This is a genomic window from Pseudomonas sp. EA_65y_Pfl1_P113, from assembly GCF_963970525.1.
Lineage (GTDB): Bacteria > Pseudomonadota > Gammaproteobacteria > Pseudomonadales > Pseudomonadaceae > Aquipseudomonas > Aquipseudomonas tritici.
In genome coordinates, this window is sequence record NZ_CAXAQM010000014.1 from 39,673 (window position 1) to 63,764 (window position 24,092).

Annotated in this window: 22 protein-coding genes and 2 pseudogenes; 6 read left to right on the top strand and 18 right to left on the bottom strand. The window is 59.8% G+C overall.

Features of this window, described 5'->3' with window-relative positions:
- Position 1 precedes the first annotated feature (1 nt).
- Positions 2 to 262, bottom strand: coding sequence for a hypothetical protein (locus tag AACY52_RS14885; RefSeq protein WP_339418378.1), 261 nt, complete (start codon positions 260 to 262; stop codon positions 2 to 4).
- 342 nt (positions 263 to 604) lie between these two features.
- Between AACY52_RS14885 and AACY52_RS14890 the strand changes: the two genes are divergently transcribed.
- On the top strand, positions 605 to 1,930 hold the full coding sequence (locus tag AACY52_RS14890; protein WP_339560579.1) for a sigma-54 dependent transcriptional regulator: 1,326 nt from the start codon (positions 605 to 607) through the stop codon (positions 1,928 to 1,930).
- Positions 1,931 to 2,024: 94 nt separating this feature from the next.
- Here AACY52_RS14890 and AACY52_RS14895 read toward each other — a convergent pair whose 3' ends face one another.
- The 7 genes from AACY52_RS14895 to AACY52_RS14925 all read right to left on the bottom strand — a co-directional run bounded on the left by AACY52_RS14895 (position 2,025) and on the right by AACY52_RS14925 (position 8,034).
- Entirely contained in the window at positions 2,025 to 3,329 is a 1,305-nt protein-coding gene (locus AACY52_RS14895) for a hypothetical protein (RefSeq protein ID WP_339418380.1), read from the bottom strand.
- A gap of 49 nt (positions 3,330 to 3,378) precedes the next feature.
- On the bottom strand, positions 3,379 to 4,122 hold the full coding sequence (locus AACY52_RS14900; protein WP_339418381.1) for a hypothetical protein: 744 nt from the start codon (positions 4,120 to 4,122) through the stop codon (positions 3,379 to 3,381).
- Between the two features lie 38 nt (positions 4,123 to 4,160).
- Positions 4,161 to 4,841 carry a C39 family peptidase gene (locus AACY52_RS14905; RefSeq protein WP_339418383.1) on the bottom strand — a complete coding sequence of 227 codons (681 nt, stop codon included), beginning with the start codon at positions 4,839 to 4,841 and terminating at the stop codon, positions 4,161 to 4,163.
- A 60-nt stretch (positions 4,842 to 4,901) separates the two neighbouring features.
- Entirely contained in the window at positions 4,902 to 5,642 is a 741-nt protein-coding gene (locus tag AACY52_RS14910) for a hypothetical protein (protein WP_339418385.1), read from the bottom strand.
- A gap of 67 nt (positions 5,643 to 5,709) precedes the next feature.
- On the bottom strand, positions 5,710 to 6,261 hold the full coding sequence (locus AACY52_RS14915) for an adhesin (RefSeq protein WP_339418386.1): 552 nt from the start codon (positions 6,259 to 6,261) through the stop codon (positions 5,710 to 5,712).
- Positions 6,261 to 6,710 (bottom strand): hypothetical protein, encoded by a 450-nt coding sequence (locus tag AACY52_RS14920; RefSeq protein ID WP_339418388.1) that lies wholly within the window; start codon positions 6,708 to 6,710, stop codon positions 6,261 to 6,263. Before AACY52_RS14920 ends, AACY52_RS14915 begins: the two co-directional genes overlap by 1 nt.
- Before the next feature lie 328 nt (positions 6,711 to 7,038).
- Positions 7,039 to 8,034 (bottom strand): FecR family protein, encoded by a 996-nt coding sequence (locus AACY52_RS14925; protein WP_339418389.1) that lies wholly within the window; start codon positions 8,032 to 8,034, stop codon positions 7,039 to 7,041.
- A gap of 143 nt (positions 8,035 to 8,177) precedes the next feature.
- Here AACY52_RS14925 and AACY52_RS14930 point away from each other — a divergent pair, with 143 nt between their 5' ends.
- Positions 8,178 to 8,447 carry a PepSY domain-containing protein gene (locus tag AACY52_RS14930; RefSeq protein ID WP_339418391.1) on the top strand — a complete coding sequence of 90 codons (270 nt, stop codon included), beginning with the start codon at positions 8,178 to 8,180 and terminating at the stop codon, positions 8,445 to 8,447.
- Positions 8,448 to 8,467: 20 nt separating this feature from the next.
- On the opposite strand, the gene AACY52_RS14935 is transcribed toward AACY52_RS14930, so the two are convergent.
- Positions 8,468 to 13,612 carry a dermonecrotic toxin domain-containing protein gene (locus AACY52_RS14935; RefSeq protein ID WP_339560580.1) on the bottom strand — a complete coding sequence of 1,715 codons (5,145 nt, stop codon included), beginning with the start codon at positions 13,610 to 13,612 and terminating at the stop codon, positions 8,468 to 8,470.
- A gap of 198 nt (positions 13,613 to 13,810) precedes the next feature.
- Here AACY52_RS14935 and AACY52_RS14940 point away from each other — a divergent pair, with 198 nt between their 5' ends.
- Entirely contained in the window at positions 13,811 to 14,848 is a 1,038-nt protein-coding gene (locus tag AACY52_RS14940; protein WP_339436723.1) for an Ldh family oxidoreductase, read from the top strand.
- Between the two features lie 33 nt (positions 14,849 to 14,881).
- Here AACY52_RS14940 and AACY52_RS14945 read toward each other — a convergent pair whose 3' ends face one another.
- Positions 14,882 to 15,202, bottom strand: a complete 321-nt coding sequence (locus AACY52_RS14945) for a DUF883 family protein (RefSeq protein ID WP_339418395.1) — start codon at positions 15,200 to 15,202, stop codon at positions 14,882 to 14,884.
- 162 nt (positions 15,203 to 15,364) lie between these two features.
- On the opposite strand from AACY52_RS14945, the gene AACY52_RS14950 reads away from it, so the two are divergent.
- On the top strand, positions 15,365 to 15,619 hold the full coding sequence (locus AACY52_RS14950; protein ID WP_339418397.1) for a hypothetical protein: 255 nt from the start codon (positions 15,365 to 15,367) through the stop codon (positions 15,617 to 15,619).
- Here AACY52_RS14950 and AACY52_RS14955 read toward each other — a convergent pair.
- On the bottom strand, positions 15,591 to 16,505 hold the full coding sequence (locus AACY52_RS14955) for a LysR substrate-binding domain-containing protein (protein ID WP_339428019.1): 915 nt from the start codon (positions 16,503 to 16,505) through the stop codon (positions 15,591 to 15,593). The genes AACY52_RS14950 and AACY52_RS14955 overlap by 29 nt on opposite strands.
- Positions 16,506 to 16,586: 81 nt before the next feature.
- On the opposite strand from AACY52_RS14955, the gene AACY52_RS14960 reads away from it, so the two are divergent.
- Positions 16,587 to 17,513, top strand: a complete 927-nt coding sequence (locus AACY52_RS14960; protein WP_339418399.1) for a carbon-nitrogen hydrolase family protein — start codon at positions 16,587 to 16,589, stop codon at positions 17,511 to 17,513.
- Here the strand turns inward: AACY52_RS14960 and AACY52_RS14965 are convergent.
- From AACY52_RS14965 to AACY52_RS14975, 3 genes and pseudogenes are all read right to left on the bottom strand, one after another.
- Positions 17,509 to 17,613: pseudogene (locus tag AACY52_RS14965) on the bottom strand (GNAT family N-acetyltransferase); the annotation flags it as partial. The gene AACY52_RS14960 and the pseudogene AACY52_RS14965 sit on opposite strands and share 5 nt — an antisense overlap.
- 24 nt (positions 17,614 to 17,637) lie before the next feature.
- The gene (locus tag AACY52_RS14970; RefSeq protein WP_025857294.1) at positions 17,638 to 18,099 is read right to left on the bottom strand and encodes an LEA type 2 family protein; all 462 of its coding nucleotides are present in this window, start codon (positions 18,097 to 18,099) and stop codon (positions 17,638 to 17,640) included.
- 12 nt (positions 18,100 to 18,111) lie between these two features.
- Positions 18,112 to 19,539, bottom strand: a complete 1,428-nt coding sequence (locus tag AACY52_RS14975) for a nucleobase:cation symporter-2 family protein (RefSeq protein WP_339418401.1) — start codon at positions 19,537 to 19,539, stop codon at positions 18,112 to 18,114.
- Between the two features lie 215 nt (positions 19,540 to 19,754).
- On the opposite strand from AACY52_RS14975, the pseudogene AACY52_RS14980 reads away from it, so the two are divergent.
- Positions 19,755 to 19,940: pseudogene (locus AACY52_RS14980) on the top strand (methyl-accepting chemotaxis protein); the annotation flags it as partial.
- Positions 19,941 to 20,031: 91 nt separating this feature from the next.
- On the opposite strand, the gene AACY52_RS14985 reads toward AACY52_RS14980, so the two are convergent.
- Genes AACY52_RS14985 through AACY52_RS15000 form a run of 4 tightly spaced genes read right to left on the bottom strand, consistent with a single transcriptional unit; the run spans position 20,032 to position 24,060 of the window.
- Positions 20,032 to 21,009 carry a D-glycerate dehydrogenase gene (locus tag AACY52_RS14985; RefSeq protein WP_339418402.1) on the bottom strand — a complete coding sequence of 326 codons (978 nt, stop codon included), beginning with the start codon at positions 21,007 to 21,009 and terminating at the stop codon, positions 20,032 to 20,034.
- Positions 21,006 to 22,298 carry an MFS transporter gene (locus tag AACY52_RS14990; protein ID WP_339560581.1) on the bottom strand — a complete coding sequence of 431 codons (1,293 nt, stop codon included), beginning with the start codon at positions 22,296 to 22,298 and terminating at the stop codon, positions 21,006 to 21,008. Before AACY52_RS14990 ends, AACY52_RS14985 begins: the two co-directional genes overlap by 4 nt.
- Before the next feature lie 45 nt (positions 22,299 to 22,343).
- Entirely contained in the window at positions 22,344 to 23,285 is a 942-nt protein-coding gene (locus tag AACY52_RS14995; protein ID WP_339418405.1) for a sugar kinase, read from the bottom strand.
- Positions 23,278 to 24,060, bottom strand: coding sequence for an AP endonuclease (locus AACY52_RS15000; RefSeq protein WP_339560582.1), 783 nt, complete (start codon positions 24,058 to 24,060; stop codon positions 23,278 to 23,280). Before AACY52_RS15000 ends, AACY52_RS14995 begins: the two co-directional genes overlap by 8 nt.
- Between the last annotated feature and the right edge of the window lie 32 nt (positions 24,061 to 24,092).

The following is a 24,092-nucleotide window of genomic DNA, read 5'->3' on the forward strand; positions in this document are numbered from 1 at the left end:
ATTACTTCGGCATGGCCCAGGATTGCAACTGGTGGCCATCTTTATCGAGCTCGGCACGGGCTTGCAACAGCAAGTTTTCCAACTGCATCGGGTCGGTATAGGCACTTGACGACAGTTGTTTGCTGCCGATGCGGGTATTGGTGCGGTCGATGACGCTCAGGCTCAGGGCGCCGTTGCCATCGTGCCAGGCCACGCACTGAAAGGGTTGGAAGGCACGGTCTGCGATCAAAAGAGCTTCGTTGATGCGGAGCGGGGCGTTCATGTGGGTTCTCTCTCATTGCCCATTCAAGTGAGTGCCGGCGGTTGGGCTGACCGTGCGGCGGGTTACTTGTACTGATGCACGATGGCCGGGTACGGGTCACACATTAAAACAACTATTTTCAACATTTAGTGATTAACGTCATGTAAGCGGCTGTTTTGAAAGCGGATTGAACGTTTCAGCGTCGCGTAACTTTTAACGGCGCGAAGTTGGGGGATGGCTTTTTGCCCAGGCTTATAGCGAAACGGTACAAGGACTGCGTCAAGATCTTGCTAGGGTTGGCAACAGATGTTCCAAACTGTTGTTTCTAAATAAATTTACCAATTTTGACGCCAAGGAACAGTCATGGGTGGCCCGCCCGTTCAACGTCGATTGCTAGTAGTTGATCCTTGTGATGAGTGCCACGGGCTGTTGCCCGGTTTGCGCGCGGCGGGGTGGGACGTCGACAGTTGCAGCTTGGACGCGGTGGGCGACCGATCCTGCGACGTCGGCCTGCTGCGTTTGCAGCCCGCTCACCTGGAACGACCCGAAGCCGTCAAAGAGCTGATCGGCCGCAGTGGGACCGAGTGGATCGCCGTGCTCGACCAGGATGTGCTGCGGCTGCAGAACTTCGGTGACTTCGTCTGCGAATGGTTCTTTGACTTTCATACCTTGCCTTTCGACGTCTCTCGCGTACAGGTGACCCTGGGCCGTGCTTTTGGCATGGCGCGGTTGCGGGGCAAGGGCCATACCTCGGTGGATGAGCCCGAGCACGAATTGCTCGGTGACAGCCGGCCTATTCGCGAACTGCGCAGATTATTGTCGAAGCTGGCGCCCACCGAATCTCCCGTGTTGATTCGTGGCGACAGCGGCACCGGCAAAGAGCTGGTGGCCAAGACGTTGCATCGACAATCGCAGCGGCATGACAAGCCGTTTGTGGCGATCAACTGCGGTGCGATCCCTGAACACTTGATTCAATCCGAATTGTTCGGCCATGAAAAAGGTGCGTTCACCGGCGCCCATCAGCGCAAGGTCGGGCGAATCGAGGCGGCCAACGGCGGCACGTTGTTCCTGGATGAAATCGGTGATCTGCCGATGGAGCTGCAAGCCAATCTTTTGCGATTTCTCCAGGAAAAGCAGATCGAGCGGGTTGGCGGCAGCCAGCCGATCCCGGTGGATGTGCGGGTATTGGCCGCCACCCACGTCGACCTGGAAGCCGCCGTTGAGAAAGGGACCTTCCGCGAAGACTTGTATTACCGCCTTAATGTCCTGCAAGTGGTGACCGCACCATTGCGCGACCGCCATGGCGACGTCGCGATGCTGGCCAACCACTTTTCACGTTTCTACAGTCAGGAAACCGGTCGTCGCCCGCGTAGTTTCAGTGATGACGCCCTCGTCGCGATGGGCGAGCACGCTTGGCCTGGAAACGTGCGCGAGTTGGCCAACCGCGTGCGCCGCGGGCTGGTGCTCGCCGAAGGACGCCAGATCGAAGCCGTTGATCTGGGCTTGCACGGCCAGCAGGCAATTTCGCCGCCCATGGCTACACTGGAAGACTATAAGCACCGCGCCGAACGCCAGGCGCTGCGCGACGTGCTCAATCGGCACAGCGACAACTTGAGTGTGGCGGCCCGTGTACTGGGCGTTTCCCGGCCCACGTTCTACCGGTTGCTGCACAAACACCAGATCCGCTAGGGCGGGTAAACCGAAAAGCCCCGCAACGACCCTTATCGTTGCGGGGCTTTTCCTTGTGCGCTGCGTGCAGCGTATTTACTTGGGCCGCTTGGTGTCAGAAGTAGTACGGGAATTTCAGGCTAAACGTGAAGTCTGGCGCATCGTCCGTCATGCCGATCGCCAGGTTAGGCACGATTGTCAGGTTTTGCGTCGCCGCAATCGTCATGCCCACGTTGAAGTAACCCGCGTTGGCGTCGCTGGACGTCACCGACTGCCAGTCCCCACCGTTAGGCTTGAGCTTGCTCTTGCGCTGGATCAGGTCGGACACCGAGAACGACATGCTCATCTTCTCGTTCAGCGCGAAGGCCACGCCGAGGCCAAGTTGGAAGCTGTCGCCCAGGCTGACCTTGCCGCCGACCTTCTGGTTGACGTCACTGCTTATATCGTCAAACGACTCCTCGAAGTTATGGGTATAGGACAGCGAGCCAAACAGCACGGCTGGGTCGAAAGTCTTGACCAGCGAGATACCCGGCGTGATCGACCATACACCGTTACCCGTCGGCAGGTTTTCCGGCACATACAGGTTGTCGTTGGCGGTAGACCGCACCAGCTTGATGCCAAACGGTTCTTTGCCCGTAGGCGCTTTGACGCGCACCGACACTACCGCATCCGGCAGGGTCGGGGTTTCATCGAGGAACTTGTAGGCCACGCCGAAGTTGACGTCGCCGATGGTTGGGTCGCGGCTCACCGACTCTTCCGAGGTGGCGTTGGCGTTGTTGCCGGCACCGCCGGACTGGTAGGTCGATTCGCGGTACACCACCGGCACGTTCACGTCGAACTGCCAACGGTTGTCGACGTTGTAGCGGCCAGTCAGGTCCAGGGTCCAGTTATCCGACTTGATCCGGTCCAGGTTGATATTGCCCAGGAAGATCGAGTCCAGCGCCAGGAAGCCGTTGAGCGTGAGTTGGCGAGCGTCGTAGCGCGCATAGGTCACACCGGTTTCAAAGCTGAACTTGCCATTGCCAAAAAAGCCGCTGGCCTCGTTGTAGAGGTTGCTTACGCTTTGCGCAGGCGCTGAATCGTCCTTGAGCGACTGACCGTAGGAACTGCCACCGCCTCCCGCACCGCCTGATGCTGCTGCCGCGCCGGTACCGGCCACCGTTGTGCCGCTGGCTTTCTGGAAGTCTGCCGGGGATTTGGCCAGGCGTTTGGGCGCCGGTGTGGCCGGTTGATCCTCGACTTGACGAACCCGCTGCTCCAACACCGCCAAGGCTTTTTGTTGTACTTCGTACCGCTGCTTGAGTTCCAGAAGTTCCTGCTTGAGGGCTTCGATATCGGCGTCTGGCGCGGCATACAACATGGATGCAGGCAAGAGCGTACTTAAACAAACCACCGCACGTAGCGATAACGATCGATGCATGAAATAAGCCGTCCTTTTCTAATGCGAAAGTGTCGAGGGTCAGCGTAGTTCAATAACCTAGCGTGCGTAGGCCTTTGAGTGGGTCCAGATTGCAGTTCAATGCCGGGTTGGTCAGGCCGTTGTTCATCACCACATTGAGCTGCGTCATGTTAGTGACGACGTTTCTATCGCCGGTTAATACCGTGCCTTGGAGCACTTGCCCGCCACCGATCTGCTGGCGGCTGTTGCCCTGGTTATGATTGCCTTGGATCGCCATCTGCAAGCCGCCATTGTTGGCCGACACGCTCACACGGCCGGCCGCGCTGTCGCCGCTGACTGTGCCACCCGCCACCAGCACATGCCCTGATTGCACGATGCTGGAGGGGGCGAAGCCATTCTCTGTGACGTTGATACCGACATTGTTGTAGGCAGTGTTGCCATCGCCGGCGGTGCGTACGCTTTGGGTCACGCCCGTGCCAGTGCCCAGGCCTGCTCCCCCGACCACGTTACCGGTACCGGTATTCTGGTGGGTGCCCGTGCCAGCCGAGCCGGTGGTCTGCACGTAAAACTGCGGGGTGATGGTGGACGAGTCGACTTGCATGCTGGCCTTGCCGGTGATGGTGTCGCCTATGGCATTGGTCCAGGTGCTGCTCATGACAATACCGAAACTGATAATCCGCCCCGGCATCACATACCGGCCGCGCAGTTCGGCCATTTCCGAATCCTTGAGCTCAATCGGCTTGAACCCCGATGAAGCATAAGCGGGCATTGAGGCTGCCAGGCACAAGACCGTCAGCCAACGGGAAGTGTTCATCTCTTGCTCCTGGAGCGTCCTGCTCCTTTTTGCGCTTCTTAGAAGAAGTCGCTCTGGATGAAACCGAAGTCCATCAACTCGGCATCGCCTACGGGCGTGAACTCATTCAACTGGTTCTTGGCGGTCAGTGGCGTGGGCGGGTCAAGCAAGGCGTTGGCCTTGTCGTAGCCTTCACCCAGCACGGCGAAGACGATGCCATTCCAGCCTTTGACGAAGTCGTCGTGCGAATAGCGCTTGTGGCCCAGCACCGGGTCACCGACATAGACCCACTCCTTGTCCGCGCGCTGCAACACCACGAAGTGCTTGTAGCCACGAATTTCCAGCAACACCACCACGGGGATCTTCACGGTCGCCAGGGTATCTGGCCCGATTTTGTAGCCCCGGGCACGCATGCCGATGCTTTCGAGGTAGCGCTTCATGTCCAGCATGGAAAAGCCCTGGGTACGTACCAGGTCCTGGTCTGCATTGAGCAGCATGCCTTTGATGACGTGGTCTTCGTCTACGTCGAGCCAGTAGCCCTGGCGCAGGATGGTGGCCAGTGCCGCAGCACCGCAGCTGAAATCGGTTTTCTGTTCCACCAGGTTGGCGAACCGGCGTTCACGGATACTCTCGACCTTCTTGTAGATGACTGCACCACCAGGCATGGCGGAGATCGCCATGGTGCCTGCCCAGGTAGGGCCGGTAAGCAGCATCAAGAGGCTGAGGGTCGCGAGGCGCATGATCGTATGACCTGCTGGGCACTGTAATAAAAAGGGCCTTGTTGCCAAGGCCCCGTTGGATCAGAAGCGCACGCCGCTGGCGCAGACGCTGCAACCTTGGCTGATCGACAGGCTGCCGCTGGCTTGGTTGCCGGAGCCGGACTGCAAGTTCACAATTGTGCTGCCGCTGTTGCGGTTAACTGCGTTGTCGAGGCTGGAGTTGTTCGACACGTATTGAGGTTTGCTGTAGTGGCCATTCCCGCTGGCGGCCGCGTTGAGGTAGCTGTTACCGAGCGAGTTTTGCTCGGTGTTGGCCGCCGCTGCGATATTTTTACCGTCAGCAGTGGTGATTGCCAGGTTGCCCTTGGCCTGGTTGCCTTGACCGGCTTGACCGTTATAAATCGTGCTACCGGAGTTGCCGTTAACCGCGTTATCCAGGGATGCGTTGTTTTGGGTACCTTTGTTGACATAATTGTTCAGCACGCTGTTTTGATTCACATCGGCCACGGCAAACACGGTTGCAAAGTCGCCCTTGGCGCTGGAGATGGCGCCTGAACCGTCTGCCTGGTTTCCGGTGCCTGACTGATTGTTAACAATGGTGCTACCACTGTTGCCGTTTACCGAGCCATCAGCAGAGGCGTTGTTTTCGGTGTTGGTGTCATCGAACTTGTTGCCCGCGCTGTTCTGCACATCCGTAACCACGGAGGCGACCACGCCGGTTGGTTGAGGCGCAGGGTGCCAGCCACCCCCTGCTTGAGCGGCAGCAGCCATGAGCGCGGCGAGAGCGAAAACCATTGGTTTCAGAGCCATTTGAGGTTTCATGGTGTTTCTCCTTGCTTCTAATTAGTGGGTTAAGTGTTGGTACGGTCTAACGTGTGCTACCAAGCTGTTACTTGATAGTGATGCCCAGGGTGTTAGCCACTCGGTTCCCCACCCCTGCACTCTGGTTCACCTGAATCACTCCTCGGCTGCCGGTGAAGGCCTGGTCGCTTGTCACGACCTGGCGGCTGCCAGTGGTGGGGGTGAGCCCTGAGTCGGTTGCCAGCGTCGTCGTGTTCTGTTGCAACAGGACGCTGTCGTCGATGCTTTGCGGGCCAGGGTTGAGGCTGATCCGCACGGCATTGATTGATTGGTTATTGGCCCCGGCGGACTGGTTGATGCCCACCATGCCGTTGCCATTGGTAAAAGAGGCGCCTTCGATCGAGGCCTTCGCGTTGAGAGAGGGATCGACGTTGCCGTTCATGTTCTGGGTATTGCGGGTGGTGGCCTGCCCACCGAGCGTGACGGCGCGGTTATTGGCCATTTGTTGCTGGTTGCCGGCCGCCTGATTGATCATCACGTTGCCGTTGTAGTCTTTGCCGCTGTTGTTAATCACGGCGGTGTTGTCGGCCATGGCCGCCGTGCTGCTCAGCAGGGCGAGAAGCAGCAGGGAACGTTTCATTATTTGCCCCCCATCATGCTGCCGAGGTTGTTCAGGGGGGCCATGCCACGTTGGATTGAATCGCTGATCTGCCCGCCCATGGAGGCGCCTGCACCATGGCTGACGGCTGCGCCGGAACCGAGTGTCGACACGCTGCCTTGGGTGTTAGTCAAACCAGGGATGTTGCCGTTTGGGATGATGGCGCGGGTGATGCTTGAGCCGCTGCTGATGCCAGCGATGTCCATGTCACTGAGTTCGCCGGTGGACCCTAGGATCTCGCGGCTCGGATTGGCATTGGCGGTGGTGGGGTAGGGGTCTTTGCCGAATGCAGATCGACCGTACATGTGCCCCTGTACGTCTCGGCCAGTCACGATAACGCCGTCACCCGCATAGCTCGGAACACTGAGGCCGACACTGAGTGCACAGCTGATCAGCAACACGTTCATCGAACCTTGAGTGCATGTATTCACGGCGGCATTCCTTATTCTTCGCGCTGACCCTAAACAGCGCTGTAAGGGATAGAGCAGAAGCCGTGCCGCTTTTTATTTGGCCTTGGTATTCAATGTGTTACGGGCATTGATGGGCAAAGTGATGGCATCGCTGTTTCAATCCTGAAACAGTACCCTGCCCAAACCCACAGACTTAGCCACTGCACAAACGCTTCACTCGCTGTATCAGCGCTGTAACAACACGCGTGACAAAACGGTGAATGCGCTGAGCACGGGCGATTCAAGGCCGGGGAGTGTTAAAAAAATGGACACTTGTGGCGCGACATCGCCCGTGCAAGGAGGCAGGGTGTCAGCCTTTAGGTGTTTTACGCGGAATAGAATTAAGTACGGGGTTGCCGTCCTGGTTCTGGGTCAGGTATACCGGCAAAACCTTGGGCAGGGAGGGAATGAGGTTGTTGACCTCATCGATGTTGTAGATACCACCGATGCGTATCGCTCCGGTCGTGGCGTCGGCCAGCATCACCGGCTTGCTCAGGTAGCGGTTGATCAGCGGCAACGCGTCGGCCAGGGCCAGGTTGTCGAGGACCAGCTTGCCCTGGCGCCAGGCCAGCGCGGTGTCATTCGGGTTGATCGTGCGCACGCGTGGCGTGGCATCACCCTGCTGGTAGCTGGCTTGCATGCCGGGTGTCAGGGGCACGCTCCCGTGGACCTGGTCGCTGGCAATCTGAACCGAGCCTTCAAGCAACATCACCCGTACCTGGTCTTCATATTTCCAGACGTTGAACTGGGTGCCCGTCACACGTACCTGACCACTGCCTGCGTGCACAATGAACGGATGGGCGCTGTCATGGCTGACCTTGAAGAACGCCTCGCCTTTTTTCAGCGTGACCCGACGCTGGTCCTTGTAGTTGCTGTAGACCAGTTCGGTGCCCAGGTTGAGTTCTACCTGGCTGCCATCGTCGAGGATGACCTGGCGCAGGCCATTAGCGGCATCAAAGCGCTCATAGGAACTGGGCAACCAACCGGCTTCCCAGCCAGTGAAGGCGGCCAGGGGCAGGGCGCCCAGGCAGATCGCCGCAGCCACCGCGTAGATGCGCGACCGGCTGCGGGGCTTGAACGGCACCTCTGTCGGTGTGGTGTTTTGGCGTGGCAGATGGTCCGCAACGTCCCAGATCTCCAGCATTGCCGCGTATTCGAAGGCGTGCAGCGGGTGCGAATCGTGCCATTGGGCAAAAGCCTGACGTTCACTCGCGGTGCAATCACCCGCGTGCAGGCGCATGCACCAATGCGCGGCGGCGTCGGTGATGGCGTCATATTCGGTTTCTGAAATGGACTTTTCGCTCATTAACTCATCCTGATTTCGTACATTCTAACCTCCCAGGATGGGCCGCGAGAACAGCCATCATGGCGATTGCACATCAATTGGAACTTATTCTCGTTTGAAAGCACCTAAGAAATTCAGGACATTTCCCACGATGGAGTAAGAAAATGCTGAAGAAAACCTTAGTCGCTCTGTGTGCAACCTCCGCGCTGCTCGGCGCCGGTGCTGCCTTTGCCGATAAGCCGGGCGCGGGCTGGATCCCGATCGAGAAGGCGATTGAAGTTGCCAAGACCAAAGGCGGATACGTCGAGGTGTACGCCGCTGAGGCAGACGACAATGGCTACTGGGAAGTCAAAGGCCGCAAGTCTGACGGTACCGTATATGAAGCCCGCATTGATGGCGCCTCGGGCAACATCCTGCGCGACCAGAAAGACTGATACACCCCTCGGGGGCCTGTTCAGGCCCCCGGAACCAGCTTGCGCCCCAGGTGCGTAATCAAATAGGTCACCGAGTCCGCATTGGCCAGAATGATGTCCATCCTTCGGTCCGCATCGCTCATAAAGATCTGCCGGGCATCGTCCAGCGTCCTGGCGCCGGTGAGATTCAGAATCTTGTCACGCGGTTTGGTCGAGCCCAAACTTCCTACGTCCTCCCATTGAAGTGAAAGGTCGTCCCATGTTTTAAACAGCATGGTGGCAGGAGTCAGCACTGACAGCGCGGTGCGTTGCAGGTTGGACAGCGCGGTATGCTGTCGCAGGCCGTCCGCCGTACCCCGGCTGATCAAGTCGGCAAACGGGCGCATGGAGTCCAGGTAGGCGATATCTTCAGTCTTCGAAACCAGATGGCTTATCTCATGGATCAGGGTTGCTGCCCTTGCATGATCGTCAAGATCGAACGGCGCGTTGAGATGACCCCGATAAGCGTCCATGTGCGTATTGAAAAAGTAGTCGAGCAAGTAGATTTTCTGCTCTGGGTCTGCGGGTATTACAAAAGCATAGGTGTTGGTCGGCGACCAACGGGCCGCGCCCGTGACGAGTCGGATTGAATCTGGCCTGATCAGGCTTTGCTGGGTCAAACCTTTGGTAATCTCGGCGACACGTTTCTGAATTTTCGTGACCTGCGCTGCGTTCAAAGTGGGTATACCGAACATTTCGGTCAAGAAGCGGCCTACGCGCGAATCCGGATCACGTTGCTGGGCAAAGTGCGCGAGATTGCGTTCACACATGACCGCGTAGTAAATCGCGACGTTGAGCGCGCGGTCGATGCAGTAGGCTTTTCCAGGATGGAGTGCACGGATCGCCGGCATTCCCACCGCTTCAATATTCATCGAACTGCGCTCGACACTATAGGTGACGACCCGTCCTTTGAAACGCGACACTGCGGGACCGAACCGCGGTTCTTGTGCAGAAAAGTCCAACACCCAGCCACCCTGTGCGTTGCGCTCGACAAACGGGCCCAGCACCTGCGCCAGGCGCACCCGCCAGCGTGCGCCGGCTCTTTCGACCGGGTACACCCGCCCGGCCACCGGCACATAATGATTGCCGCTCGGTGTGACATAAACATGCTGCGACGGATCTTGCTCCAACTGCGCCAGCGACACTGTCACGTCTTCAAAGCACTGCATGCGGGTACGCACCGGGTTTGTCACGTCCAGTGTTGCACTGGTCGTCACAGGGGCAGGGATACTGTCCGGCAGATCCGTGGCTGGCGATGAAAGCAACGGCTCCAGTAGCTCATCGAGTTCCTCGCGCAATGAAGCGAGTGTCCCCAATCCCTGGATGAATCTGAGCAAGCCTGCGCCGAAATGCTGTTGCTGCAAGGCCTCGGCCGAAGCCTGGAACAACTTGAAACTGCGCCACACGACCAACGGGAATTGGAGCTTGCCCGCAATAAACTGCGCTGCCATGGGGATGCCCCTGCGTAACAGGCCGGTGACCCCGTCCCACTGATCTTTACTCCCGCGTTCGAATTGGCTGGCGAGCATTTTGATCAACTGCGCCGTGTTGTCATCGAATAGCCGCGGCAGAATATTGCGCCTGATCGGGTGTGAGGCCAGCCTGACCTCCTGTGTGTCCGGGGCGGCCGGTTGCTGGAGCAGGTTGCGGTATATCGCCTGGTCGGGATCGCCCAACTGCCGGATGATCCAATCCTGTAAAGGGCCGGGGCGGTTGATCTGAGTGCGCAAGCTTTCTTCGTTGGTGTATTCCGTGAGCACGCGAAAAGGCGCGTATGGCGCGTAGAGCACCCGCGGGCCGGTCGCCGGCGCCTGCGGGCCGATCACGTAGACGCAAGGGACGGTCACCGGCGTCGCGCCCGGGGTAGCGATCAGTTCCAAGGGGTGAATCCTTGCTGCTGCCCCGTTGACCTTATCCCGCGCCTCGGCATCCGGCATGTCGAAAATTTGCTGGATAAAGCACCAGGCCGCAGCACTCAGGCGCTCTTCGAGTTTTTCTTCATGGGCGTGGCGCAGCACCTGCCAGGGTAATTGACGGCAAAACAGGGCGCGACGCTGTCGGGCATCGTCGGTATCGGCGGCGAGGTGGGTGGTGAGCCATTCGCGGTAGGTTTTAGCAATATCCAACTGGCGGACCAACTGCACCACTGCCGTGCCGTCCAGTGCTAGCGGCAGGGTGGTGGTGTCGCGGGCGGTGGGGGTGAGGTTGTCGGCGTTCGGTTCCGGCAGGTGGCGCAGAGCAAAGTCGGTCAGGCTTTGGGCATGCCCGTCGAGCAGTACGCTTGCCGGTATCTGGATGTTTTCCGGGTCCAGGGCGGCGTCGGGGAAGCGCGCCTTGAGCAGGCCCGTCAAGGTGCGGGCAACGTGCTCACGCAAGGTAGGTACGCTGTGCAGGTAGTCCTGATTGTCAGGCGCGCTGAGGCGGTATTGCTCCAACAGTTCGGCGTGCAGCAATTGATCCTCGGCCGAAGCCATACCCAGCCACACTGGCAAGGCCTGCTGCTGAACCATTGCCTGGGCGATGGCACTGGCGCGCTCCAGGTTCGACGGCGCCAGCTGTCGCATTTGCTCATCCAGGCGGTCTTGCAATGGCGTTGGCCCCAGTGGCGTGGCGAGCCAGTAGTCGATGGCGTCGAGGTGGTAATCCAGGTAGCTCTGCTGGCGGTTGTTCAAAAAATGTTCGTCGATGCGTTGCAGGGGCCCGAGGCGATAGACCTGATGGGGCGCGCGAAGGCTCATGGGCAGGTTAAGCAACAGCGGCAAGCGCCGGTCGGGTTGGGTCAGGCGCAGTTCAAGGGATTGGCGCAAGGCGTGCACTGAGGCGAAGGGCTCAAGACCCTGCTGGGGTGTCCAGAGCACGACGTTACCCGAAAGCTCAGGGTCGATACCGCCGCGCTGCGTCAGTGCAAAACAGCTGGCCAGGGGGTGGGCTCTTTTGTCGTCGCCTAGGGTCAGCGTCAAGCTGTAGGCATCCGGCAGAAAACCCTTGAGCCCATGGCGCTTGTCGCGAGTCATGCTGTCGGGCCGCAGGACCGCGTCGAGAATCGCCTGGTGGTCGGGGCTCAATGTCTTGTTGAGCAGCCGCAGTTCGGCCTCGCTGCGCAGTCCCTGCATCAGGGAAGCGTTCATTTCGTTGCGATGACCTTCCAGGAACAGGCGCGGCAGGGTGCGTATGTCGTGCTGTATAAAAGGGCGCATGGCCTGTTCGATGACCGTATTGAAAACACGGCTGTTCAGGTTGTTCCAACGCGTGGCGGTCCCGCTGCGGCGAGCGCTGTAGAGACCGATGCGTGGCGAGTCGCCGACAGGGTCGGCAACCTTTGCCAGACGCTCGACGAGATGATCGACCATGCTTCGTGAAGATTCAGGGACACGGTCCTCCTGTTGCTGCGCTTCAGTGGCGTAGGTGTTGGCGAATACATCCGTGGGGTCCAGGTCCAGTAGGTGTAGGGCCAACGCCGTCTTCAGGGCATGTAAAGCCAAGCTGCGCAGAGTGGGATGCTTCTGGCGTTGCGCCATCAACGCTTCCTGAGCCGCGCGCAGTGCTACCCGCTGTTGTTTAGCGCGCTCCGCCTGAACCGTCGAGGGCCGGCCGTTGCCGCTGGTGGCTGGGTGAAGGCTCCAACGTCCTTCGGCTTCCAGGGCCAGCAGCCGGTGGTCGAGCATGTGGCGCAGGTCCAGGGCGCAATCGAGCAGCGCTGCCAGGTCTGCTGCACCGTCGTTGCGGCGAAAGAGCGCGAGTGCATGGTCCATGTTGCTCAATTGCTTGCTGGCAATGTCCTTGACCATCCCACCGAACACACTTTCGGCCACAGGCAGCCCGCTGACTTGCACCGCATCCATGCCCAGGTACAGGCTGCGCTCGTCCAGGGACAGGAAATTCAGCAACTCGTCCTCATGCCCGGCGGCCTTGAGCATGCTCAGCAGGACGTCCTTCAGGTCGTCAAGGTTCTTGAGCACTTGCAGCCCGCGCGTCTGGGTGTAGAGGTAGGCATGCGTGTCGCTGATCAACAAGGTTGCAGCCAGCTCAACATAATGTTGATAGGGCGCATGAATGTTGACCTTTTCGATCCGCAAGGGCGCATGCCAGGCGCTGCGTGACGCTTTGTCGGGGAGGAACACGGCACGCAGTCGATGGGCTTCCTCGGACGTCAGAATAGCGTTCTGGTGCTTGAGCAGCAGGTCGGCGCGAAATTTGTCACTCATTACCAGGGCAAACAAATCCATGCGCGATTGGTTGCCGCCGATATCTTCATTCCACCACGTCTGCAACAGGCTGCTGAGCAGCGTGGAGAAGACGGCAGCGGTTTGTTCTACCACGTGCTCCCACTGCGCAAGTTCCTGTTTGAGCGCGTTGGCCGTCATGGCGCTTGTATCGTGCTTGGGGTGGGTGAACGCGCGCGTGTGGTTGGACGGCCACCCCTGTTTCAGGTAGTACTGCAGCAAGGTCTCATTGAGGGTCGCCGAGCCCACCCATCGGGTCACGGCATCACCGCTGTCCTGCGCTGGAACCAGGAAACTATTGACCAACGTCTGTTGCTGATCGAGCTTGGGAAAGTAAGGGCGCGCCATGATGCCCAGCAGTTTGTCGAGCATTGAGGGCAGGGTGGGGAGCTTGCGTAACTCCTCGAGCATGCGTTGCACGTTACGTTTCTGGCTTGCCTCAATCGTTTGTTCCTGGTCCACAAAGACGATGCCCGTAACGGGTGCAGCAGTCAGGGTAAACGTGCCATCGAAGCCACAATCCTGACGCTGATCAATAGACAAAAAACTGACTAAATCAACGCGCAATATATTGTTTGTGAGGCGTTCCCTAATTTCTGCAATTACGGAGGCGCGGTTGTCGAATACCTCGATTCCTCCGTAAGGACTGTATAGCAGCGCCTTTTTTTCGTCAGGGGACGGGCTCATCATAAACACGCCGGCCAGCGGTATTGCAGATTCCCCAAGCCTCTCAATCACCAGTTTTTCAACGGCCATAGGCGACTCGCGGCTCTGGCGCACGGCGTCGGTGGGGGTGTAGATCGTCATCAGCCATTCGAGATCCTTCAGGGTCAAGCCCAGCGCGCGCTCTCTGTCTGAAGGGTATTTGCGAGTGATCGGGCGCAGGAATTCATCGAAAAAATACGCGGGAGTTACGCTTGCCATGGGTTGCTCTCTCAGGACCAGGGGGGTGTCTCGAGCGCCAGATTAGATAGCGATGGTGCCGTTGCAGCGGTAGATAGCTGATGCAAACACAACGGGTCTCGCAAACGCTGATTGACAGCAGGCGCACGCCGCGTTGTTTAATCACAGGCTCGAGTCTCCCGTCTTGTTGCCCCTTCCAATCATAATTCGGAGCTTCAGATGTCTACGCCGTCCAAGGTCGTTGAGAGTTCCAATGTTTCCATTAGCTTCAGTGCGCTGGTGGCTTTGTTGCAACAGGTCTTTGAGCGCCATGGCACCTCGCCTGAGGTGGCTGCGATCCTCGCCCACAATTGCGCCAGCGCTGAACGCGACGGCGCCCACAGCCATGGCATTTTTCGTATTCCCGGTTATCTCAGTACTCTGGCCAGTGGCTGGGTGGATGGCCGTGCGGTGCCGCAGGTTACCGACGTGGCCTCGGGGTTTGTGCGGGTGGACGCCGCCAACGGCTTTGCCCAGCCAGCCCTGGAAGCTGCCCGTGCACTACTGGTGGAAAAAGCCAGGAGTGCCGGGATCGCCTTAATGGCGATCCATAACTCCCATCATTTCGCGGCCTTGTGGCCGGATGTCGAACCGTTCGCCGAGCAGGGGCTGGTGGCGTTGAGCGTGGTCAACAGCATGACCTGCGTGGTGCCCCACGGCGCCGACCGGCCGTTGTTCGGCACCAACCCTATCGCCTTCGCAGCCCCACGCGCCGATGGTTTACCTATCGTATTTGACCTGGCCACCAGCGCTATCGCCCACGGTGACGTACAGATTGCCGCGCGCAAAGGGGAGCGTTTGCCTCCGGGCATGGGTGTTGATGGGCTGGGTCAGCCGACTCAGGACCCCAGGGCGATTCTTGAAGGGGGCGCCCTGTTGCCGTTTGGCGGGCATAAGGGGTCGGCGCTTTCGATGATGGTCGAACTGCTGGCCGCGGCGTTGACCGGCGGCAACTTCTCGTTTGAATTCAACTGGTCCGATCATCCGGGAGCGCGTACGCCTTGGACAGGGCAGTTGTTGATCCTGATCGATCCCAGCAAGACCGCAGGGCAGAGCTTCGCCGAGCGCAGCCAGGAACTGGTGCGACAGATGCATGCGGCAGGGTTGCGGCGTCTGCCGGGAGATCGGCGGCACCAGACGCGGCTCAGGTCCGAGCAGGAAGGGATCGTCTTGGACGCTGAGGAGTTGCAAGGCCTGCGGGCTTTGGCCGCCGGCTGAACAGGCTGCGCCATGGGCGCAGCCTTTAATGCATCAGTTGCGACGACCCAACAGCAGGCCCACCACCAGGCCAAAGCCTGCGGAAATCGCAACGGTCTGCCAAGGGTGGCCACCGATGTAGGTTTCGGTGGCATCCACCACTGGCTTGCTGCGTTCACGCACGTTGGATACCGAGTCCAGCGCTTGCTTGAGCTTGATTGCAACCTGCTCGCGCAGGGTTTCACCTTCCTCGCCAACCAGTGAGGCACTGCTCTTGAGCAGCTTGTCCGATTCTTCGATCAGCGATTGCAGCTCGCTGAAGGCTTGGTCCTTGATTTGCTCTTCGACAGCTTGGGCGGCGGTTTTGCGGGCCATTGTGTGACTCCTTGCGAGTGAATATGACAGTGAACAATGGAGTATTGGGCTGCGGCAAAAGTTGCAGTTTTTTTCCGAAGCGTTGTCCTGCGTAAAATCCGAATCAGGAAGTTTCGACCTACAGTGTAAGATGTCGTCTATTTGCGCAGCAGGAAATTCAACATGAGCTTCAATCTCGCCAACAAGACCCTCGCCGAACGTGCCGAGCTGGAAGATGAAAAGTCGCGCCTCTATGACCTGTGGCAAAGCAACCTGGGCAAGGCCAAGGGCGAGGCCGCGCGGTTGTTCGGCGAGCGCGCCAAGCGCAAAGGCAAGTGGGCAGAATGGGTACGTGCGGAACTTGACGGTATGTCGCCGCCAGAGTTTTCCAGCATGGTGCGCAGTGAGGTTAACAAGTTGATGGCGGCGACCAAGTAAAGCTCGCCACAATCGCTTCACGCACCTTCAGCAACAGTGGATCGAGCTGCGCCTGGGTTCGCCAGCCCAGCTCGATCGGGTAGCGCGGCAGGGCCAGCGGGCACGCCAGTACGCGCAAACCGGTCATGGCGCCGATGACCTCGGCGGCGTGGCCGGGGATGGTTGCAACCGCCTGACTGCCCTTGAGCAAAAACGGCAGCGCGGCGAAGTGGCTGGTAGACGCACACACCTGACGACTGAGCCCCTGCGCCGCCAAGCCCTCGTCGGTGATCCCGATAAACCCGCCTGATGACACCAGCACATGCTCGCGGGTGACGAACTCGTCCAGGCTCATGCTTGGCTGGTCGGCGTCCACCAGGCAGCGATAATCACCTTCCCCCAGCACTTGGCGACTCAGCCTGCTGTGCGCGAAGCCGCCTGCGGTAATCGCCAGGTCCAACGTGCGATCAAGCAGCGCTCCGGCCACGATCTGGCTGTGGGTCTGACGGAAAATCACCCGCAGTCTCGGCGCGCGCCTGGTAATTTCATCCATCAGCCGTCGGCCGTAGGCTATTTCGAAGTCATCGGACAAGCCCAGCACCACGGACCGGCCCTGATACTGCTGATTGTCCGGATTAACCATGGCCAGGCTCTGTCGGCAGCGGTCCAGCGCTTCACTGATCAGCGGCTTCAATTGGTTCGCCCGCAAGGTCGGCGCCAGGCCGCGTCCGGTACGCACGAACAATTGATCGTCATATACCTCGCGCAGGCGCCGCAACCCTGCGCTGATGGCCGATTGTGTGACGCCCAGGCGCAATGCCGCGCGGCTGGCGCTGGACTCATCATGCAGGGCTTCAAAGGTTTTCAGCAGGTTCAGGTCGACCTGGGCGATATTCATTTGGCTCATATCATTCAGCAGTGAAGGGGGCTTTATTCATGATCGAGGCTGGCGGGAGAATGGGCAACCCCTGACTTCGGAGTGATCGTGATGCCTGTATCGACTGTGGCGGCCCTGCAAATTGGCTCCTTGCCGGGTGGCAAGGCTGAAACCCTGGCGCAGATTCTCGCCTATGAAGACGAAATATCGCGCAGCGGCGCGCAATTGGTGGTGATGCCCGAGGCATTGCTGGGTGGCTATCCCAAAGGCGAGGGCTTCGGCACGCAGCTGGGGTATCGCCTGCCCGAGGGCCGGGAAGCCTTTGCCCGATATGTTGCCAATGCCATCGATGTGCCGGGCGCCGAGACCGAAGCGCTGGCCGGCCTGTCGGCGCGTACCGGTGCCAGCCTGGTGCTTGGCGTGATCGAGCGCAGTGGCAGCACGTTGTATTGCACGGTGTTGTACTTCGAACCGGCGGGTGGCTTGGTCGCCAAGCACCGTAAATTGATGCCTACCGGCACCGAACGACTGATCTGGGGCAAGGGCGATGGCTCAACCTTGCCGGTAATCGATACGGCAGTCGGGCGCATCGGCGGCGCAGTGTGCTGGGAAAACATGATGCCGCTGCTGCGCACGGCGATGTACGCCAAGGGTGTGGAGGTGTGGTGCGCACCGACAGTGGACGAGCGTGAGATGTGGCAGGTGAGCATGCGTCACGTGGCTCATGAAGGGCGCTGCTTTGTGGTCAGTGCGTGTCAGGTGCAGGCTTCGCCCGAAGCGCTGGGGGTGGCGGTTGCCAATTGGCCGTCGGATCGCCCGTTGATCGCTGGCGGCAGCGTGATTGTCGGGCCGATGGGCGACATTTTAGCGGGGCCTTTGCTGGGTAAGGCGGGGTTGTTGACGGCGCAAATCGATACGGCTGACTTGGTGCGGGCGCGTTATGACTATGACGTGGTGGGGCACTATGCCCGGCCGGATGTGTTCGAGCTGACGGTGGATGAACGCGAAAAACCCGGCGTGCGCTTTATCACGGACTAAAGTGCCATTCCTCGCCACGGGCCATGGCGGGCAGGGCGATCTGTTCCAGGTAGGCGCGTGCACCATTGGCCGGGTAAGGCCACGGCACCAGGGCGGTCAGTCAGCAATACAGGCTGCATGGCGTTTACCAGGTCACCGTATTCGGCAGGTCCAGCGTGCCACGGTCGACAAAGCGCATCGTACCGAACAAGCCACCCGCCAGTTTGCCCCGCAGCACGTAGGGCAGGTTGTTCAAGCTTTGGGTCTGGCTCAGGCCCAAGGTCTGGCGCAACACGGAAAACGCTGAAACACTCACCGGCACCATCAGTACCGTCTCGGAAAAACGAGGGATAGACCCGCTCTGATCACTCACCCCAGATGCCAACGGCCGGCCATTGACCTCCAGATCCAGGGCCACGCCGTTGTAGTCAATCGCCGTTTCATTGGGGTTTTGCACCCGCAGCTTCACGGCAAAGCGTACTTCCAGATCCTGGCTTTGCAGCGGTTCGATGCCCACCACGTTGATGTTCACCGGGTCGCGATTGGGGAACAGCGCGCACGCGCTCAGGGTCAGCAGCAGTAGCGATAGAACCATGAGCTTGCGCATATAACAGTGCTCCTATTTCGTGACGTCCGGGTCCTGCATCACCTTGAGGGTAGAGGACTCCGGATCAAATTCATCTTCTTCCAGCTCTATGAACTCTTCCGGCAGGAAAATGTTCAGCAGGATTGCACAGAATGCGCCCACGGTGATCGGCGATTCGAAGATATTGTGCAGCGCCTTGGGCAGCTCGCGCAGCACTTCCGGCACGGCGGCAACGCCCAGGCCCATGCCCAGCGAGATCGCCACGATCAACACATTGCGTCGGTGCAACCCGGCTTCGGCAAGGATCTTGATACCCGCCACCGCCACGGTGCCGAACATGATCAGGGTCGCGCCGCCCAATACCGGCTTGGGCATCAATTGCAGCACCGCGCCGATCATCGGGAACAGCCCCAGCAGCACCAGCAGGCCGGCGATAAAGTACGCCACGTAGCGGCTCGCCACGCCCGTGAGCTGGATCACGCCGTTGTTCTGGGCGAAGGTCACCATCGGCAGGCTGTTGAAGGTGGCCGCCATCGCCGAGTTGAGGCCATCGGCCAACAGGCCAGACTTGATGCGCTTGATATACAACGGGCCCTTGACCGGTTGTTGGGAAATCATCGAATTGGCGGTCAGGTCGCCCGCCGCTTCCAGGGGCGAAATCAGGAAGATCACCGCGACCGGGATAAACGCCACCCAGTCGAACGAGAACCCGTACTTGAAGGGTACCGGCACGCTGATCAACGGCACCTGTGGCAGTGCCGCCAGGTCCACACGGCCCATCAGCCAGGCCACCACGAAGCCCAGGGTCAGGCCGATCACGATGGACCCCAGGCGCAGGAACGGGTTGTTAAAACGGTTGAGCACCACGATGGTCAGCAGTACCAGCGCTGCGAGGCCCATATTGCTGGCGGCGCCGAGGTCGCTGGCGCCAAAGCCGCCGGCCATGTCGGTCACCGCGACTTTGATCAGTGACAACCCCATCAAGGTAATGATGGTGCCGGTGACCACCGGGGTGATCAGCTTGCGCAGCTTGCCGATGAACTGGCTCAGCACCACTTCGATAAATGCCGCGAAAAAGCAGATGCCGAAGATCGTCGAGAGGATCTCATCCGTACCGCCGCCCCGGGCCTTGACCATAAAACCCGCGCTGAGAATCACACTGATAAAGGAAAAACTGGTGCCCTGCAGGCACAATAAACCCGAGCCAATCGGGCCGAATTTGCGTGCCTGCACAAAGGTGCCGAGCCCCGACACAAACAGCGCCATGCTCACCAAGTAGGGCACTTCGCTTTCCAGGCCCAGCACGCCACCGACGATCAACGTGGGCGTAATGATGCCGACAAAGCTGGCCAGCACATGCTGCAACGCGGCAAAAATCGCCGCGGTGAAGTGTGGGCGATCATCCAAGCCGTAGATCAGGTCGGATTTATAGCGCGGGCGGGGGGCTTGAGCGTCAGACAAAATGCGGGCTCGGGTCAGAAAATGGAGGCGCAGGATGCCAGAAACTGACAGTCGTCAGAAGTGTAAAAAAATATTTATAGAGTTACGAAGGTGCGATTACCGGCGTTATTGCCGTTTCGGTCGCTTGCGCATTGCTCACCGTGCGGCTCGCCGCTCACCCGAAGCATCGTCACGCCGCTGCCTTCCGAAGCGTCCGGGCAGTCCAACCAGGCCGCGACCGGTTGATGGATATCGTCGGTGCGATCCAGACCATGGCCCAGGACGTGCAAAATACCGCCGTGATGATCGAAGCCCTGGCGACTCAGTCTGCAGCGGGTGCCAACCAGACCCGCGCGGCCAGCCATGAGCTGTCGCGCCTAGCGGTGGATTTGAATGGGATGGTGGCCAGATTCGTTATCTGATTTGGAATACGGTCAAAACTGTGGGAGCGGCGGTGCGACGATTCGACTTGCTCGCACCGCCGCTTCCACATTGGTTTTTGTGTGCCAGGGGTTACTGCTGCCAGGCAGTGGCATTCACCAGGTTCTTGGGCTTTTCCCCTGCCAGCGCCTGCAACAGATTATCCACCGCACACGTGGCCATCGCCTCCCGTGTCTCATGGGTCGCTGAGCCGATATGCGGCGTGGCCACCACATTGTTCAAGCGCAATAACGGCGAATCGTGATTCAGCGGCTCGTGCTCGAACACATCCAACCCTGCCGCCCGAATCGTGCGCTGTTGCAACGCGTCGATCAGCGCCGCCTCATCCACCACTTTGCCCCGCGAGATATTGATAAAGATCGTCTCCGCGCCCATCAGTGCAAACGCCTCGGCGCCAATCAATTTCTCGGTTTCAGCGGTGAGCGGTAAGGTCAGGCAGACAAAGTCGGCCTGTTGCAGCAAGTCGTTCAAGCTGCGGTACTGCGCGCCGAAGCGTGCGTCCACCGCCGGCTTGGGCGAGTGGCTGTGGTAGATCACCGGCATGCCAAAACCAAAATGCCCACGCTGGGCCAACGCTTCGCCGATGCGGCCCATGCCGATGATGCCCAGGGTCTTGCCATGCACGTCGCTGCCGAAATGCGCCGGGCCAATGTTTTTGTTCCACTGGCCGGCGCGCACCATATCGGCCAGTTCGACCACACGCCGGGCCGTCGCGAGGATCAGTGCAAAACCCGTGTCGGCGGTGGTTTCGGTGAGCACGTCCGGGGTGTTGCTGAGCAGAATGCCGCGCCTCGTCAGGTAATCGATATCGTAGTTGTCGACACCCACCGACACACTGGCGATCGCTTTCAACTGCGGCGCCAGATCGAGCAGTTTTGCATCCAGGCGCAGGCTGGCTCCCAGCAGGCCATGGGCGCCGGGCAGGGCGTCACGCAGCTTGGCCAGGCCAGCGTCATCCAGCGCTTCGATCAGCGTGACGTCGGCCTTTTCATGCAGGCGCGCCATCAGCGGCGCGGACAGTTTCTTGTACAACACGACAGACATTTTCATGAGGTCTTTACCTTCAACTCCAGGGTTGGCGCCGGCGAGCGGTCGCTGGCGCCGGGCTTGAGTAAAATCGTCAGCACCACCGCAAACATGAGCGCGCCGCTCATCAGCAGGTACGAGGCGCCGGGTGAACCGGTGCTGCTATTGAGGTAACCCACCAGGTACGAACCACCGAACGAACCGAGGGCGCCCATGCTGTTGATCAGTGCCATGGCGCCCCCGGCGACGTTGGCCGGCAGGATCTCCGGGACGATGGCGAAAAAAGGACCGTAGGGCGCATACATGCAGGCGCCGGCAATCACCAGCAAGGTGTACGACCACCAGAAGTGTTCGGCGCCCAGTGCGTAGGATGCGTAGAAAGCGATGGAAGCAATCAGCAGCGGCGGCCACACAAAACGCTTACGTTTTTGCAGTTTGTCCGACCCCCACGAGACTACGAGCATGCCGATCACCGCCGCCAGATACGGCAGCGCCGACAGCCAGCCGGCCTCGACCATGTCCATCTGCAAGCCGGCCTTGAGGATCGACGGCAGCCACAGCACAAAACCGTACACGCCGATGCTCCAGCAGAAAAATTGCAGCGCGAGGATGATCACCTTGGGCGAGCGAAAGGCTTCGGCGTAGTTCTTCACCGCCTTGATGCCAACCTGTTCAGCGGCCAGCGCGGTTTCCAGGTCCTGTTTCTCAGTATCGCTGAGCCACTTGGCATTCTTTGGACGCTCATCGGCCAGCTTCCACCAGATAAACGCCCATAGCACCGCCGGCAGACCCTCGATGATAAACATCCAGCGCCAGCTGAAATGCTGTACCAGGTAACCCGATACCACCGACATCCACAGCATGGTCACCGGGTTGCCCAGGATCAGGAAGGTGTTGGCGCGGGAACGTTCGGCACGCGTGAACCAGTGGCAGAGGTACACCAGCATGGCCGGCATCACCGCCGCTTCCACCACGCCCAGCATGAAACGGATCACGATCAGCATGTAGGCGTTGGACACCACGCCGGTCAGTGTAGCCAGGCCTCCCCACAGAATCAGGCTGACGAAAATCAGTTTTTTAACGCTGCGTTTTTGCGCGTAGATCGCGCCCGGCACCTGGAAGAAAAAGTAGCCGAGGAAAAACAGCGCACCCAGCAACGACGACATGCCCGGGGTGATCATCAGGTCTTCGGCCATGCCGGAGGCGGCGGCGAAGCCATAATTGGCGCGGTCCAGGTACGCCAGGCTGTAGGTGATAAACACGATAGGCATGATGTACCACCAACGGCGGGTGGCGAGTTTCACGGTTTCCATGGAGTTGCTCCTGAGCTTGTTGTAGTTGTGGCAACAGGTATTGGGTTACGCGACGGATCGGGTGGGTAACTCTGAACGGGTGGGCAAACCCTCCATGTCGCCACGGCTCTGCACGGCGCGGCTGCCTATCCAGTTACCGCGCCGAACCGCCTCGGGGAAGCTGAGGTTTTCCAGCAGGGCGCTGATCATGCCCACGGCAAAACCGTCACCGGCGCCGACCGTGTCCACGACCTTTTCCACCCGCACGGCGGCGACAAAGCCTTGGTCCATCTGGGTACGGTAGTAGGCGCCGTCCGGGCCGAGCTTGATTGCCACGGCTTCGGCGCCCTGGTCGAGGTAGAACGCGGCGATGTCGGCCGGGTCATCGAAACCGGTGAGCAAGCGGCCTTCACTCAACCCCGGCAGTACCCAGTCAGCAAGACCCGCAAGGGCGTTTATTTCGCGGATCATCGTGTGTTGGTTGGGCCACAGCGAAGGGCGCAGGTTGGGGTCGAACGACACGCTGCGCCCGGCCTTGCGCATTTGTGTCATCAACTCGATGGACAGCTCGCGCGTCGCCTCAGACAACGCCGGCGCAATACCGGTGGTATGCAGATGGCGGGCTTGCAGCAAGGCAGGACTGATGGCCGCGATGGACAGATGGCTGGCCGCTGAACCCTTGCGGAAGTACTCCACCTGCGGATCATCGCCGGCTTCTTCGCGCGACTTGAGCTGAAAACCCGTGGGGTGCAACGTGTCGACCGCCACATGCTGGCAATCGAGGCCTTCTTTCTTCAGGGTGTCGACCACAAAACGCCCGAGGGAATCATTGCCCACACGGCTCAGCCAGGCCACGTTGAAGCCCAGGCGCGACAGGCCAATGGCGACGTTGCTGTCGGCGCCCGCGATGCGTTTATGGAATTGGGCCACGTGTGCCAGGTCGCCGGTTTGCTCGGCGACAAACATCGCCATGGTTTCACCAAACGAGAGGATATCGATCTCAGACATGCGCATTCTCCGCACGAGGTTGGCCCAGCAGGGTGAGGGCGGCGACTTGCTGCGCGGTGATTTCGATCAAGTCATCACCTTTCAGCGGAAATTCCACGGCCCGGGTAATACCTGGAATCATGTGCTTGAGCAGTTGTTCCCACAGATGCAGGTCGGTGGCGCCAGGCGGCAGGGCGACCAACTTGCCATCGGCGCGACGGGCCACAGCCTTGCAGTGCAGATAATCCACATGCCGGCCCAGCAGGCGTGCGGCGGTAAGGGCGGATTGGTCCTGCCATTGCCAGTTGCCGATATCGAAGGTCATTTTCACCAGCAGGCCGAGGCGTTCCACCTCGCTGAAGAAACGCTGCATTGGCTCGATTCGGCCGCCGTGCAGGGTCTGGTCGTTCTCTACCAGCAGCTGGACCGGGTGGCGGGTGAGCAGGGCGTGCAGGCTTTCCAGGTCGTTAGTGTCGGTGAAGTAGCCGAGGGAGACTTTTAGCCAGCTTGAGCCAAAAGCCTGCGCTCGGTCCAGGGTGGCGGGGAGTTCGGCGTTCGGTTGCGCGCGGCCGGCGACCCAGAGTTCCAAGGGCGATGAGAACACTGACTCCAGCCGATGCTGCGCAGCCGCATGGGCCAGTTCGGCGGGCTGTTCGTGGGTTAAAAGCTCTTCACGCCACTCGATGCGCTGGGCGCCTGCGGCCGCCAGTACCTCGACAAAACTCGATTGGCCCTGTTGGCGCACCAGGTCGGCGCCGTAGCTGGAAAGGCTGATAGAGACGGGGTATTTGTGCATTGTTGTTTACCTCTGAAACCGGTTTCATTTTT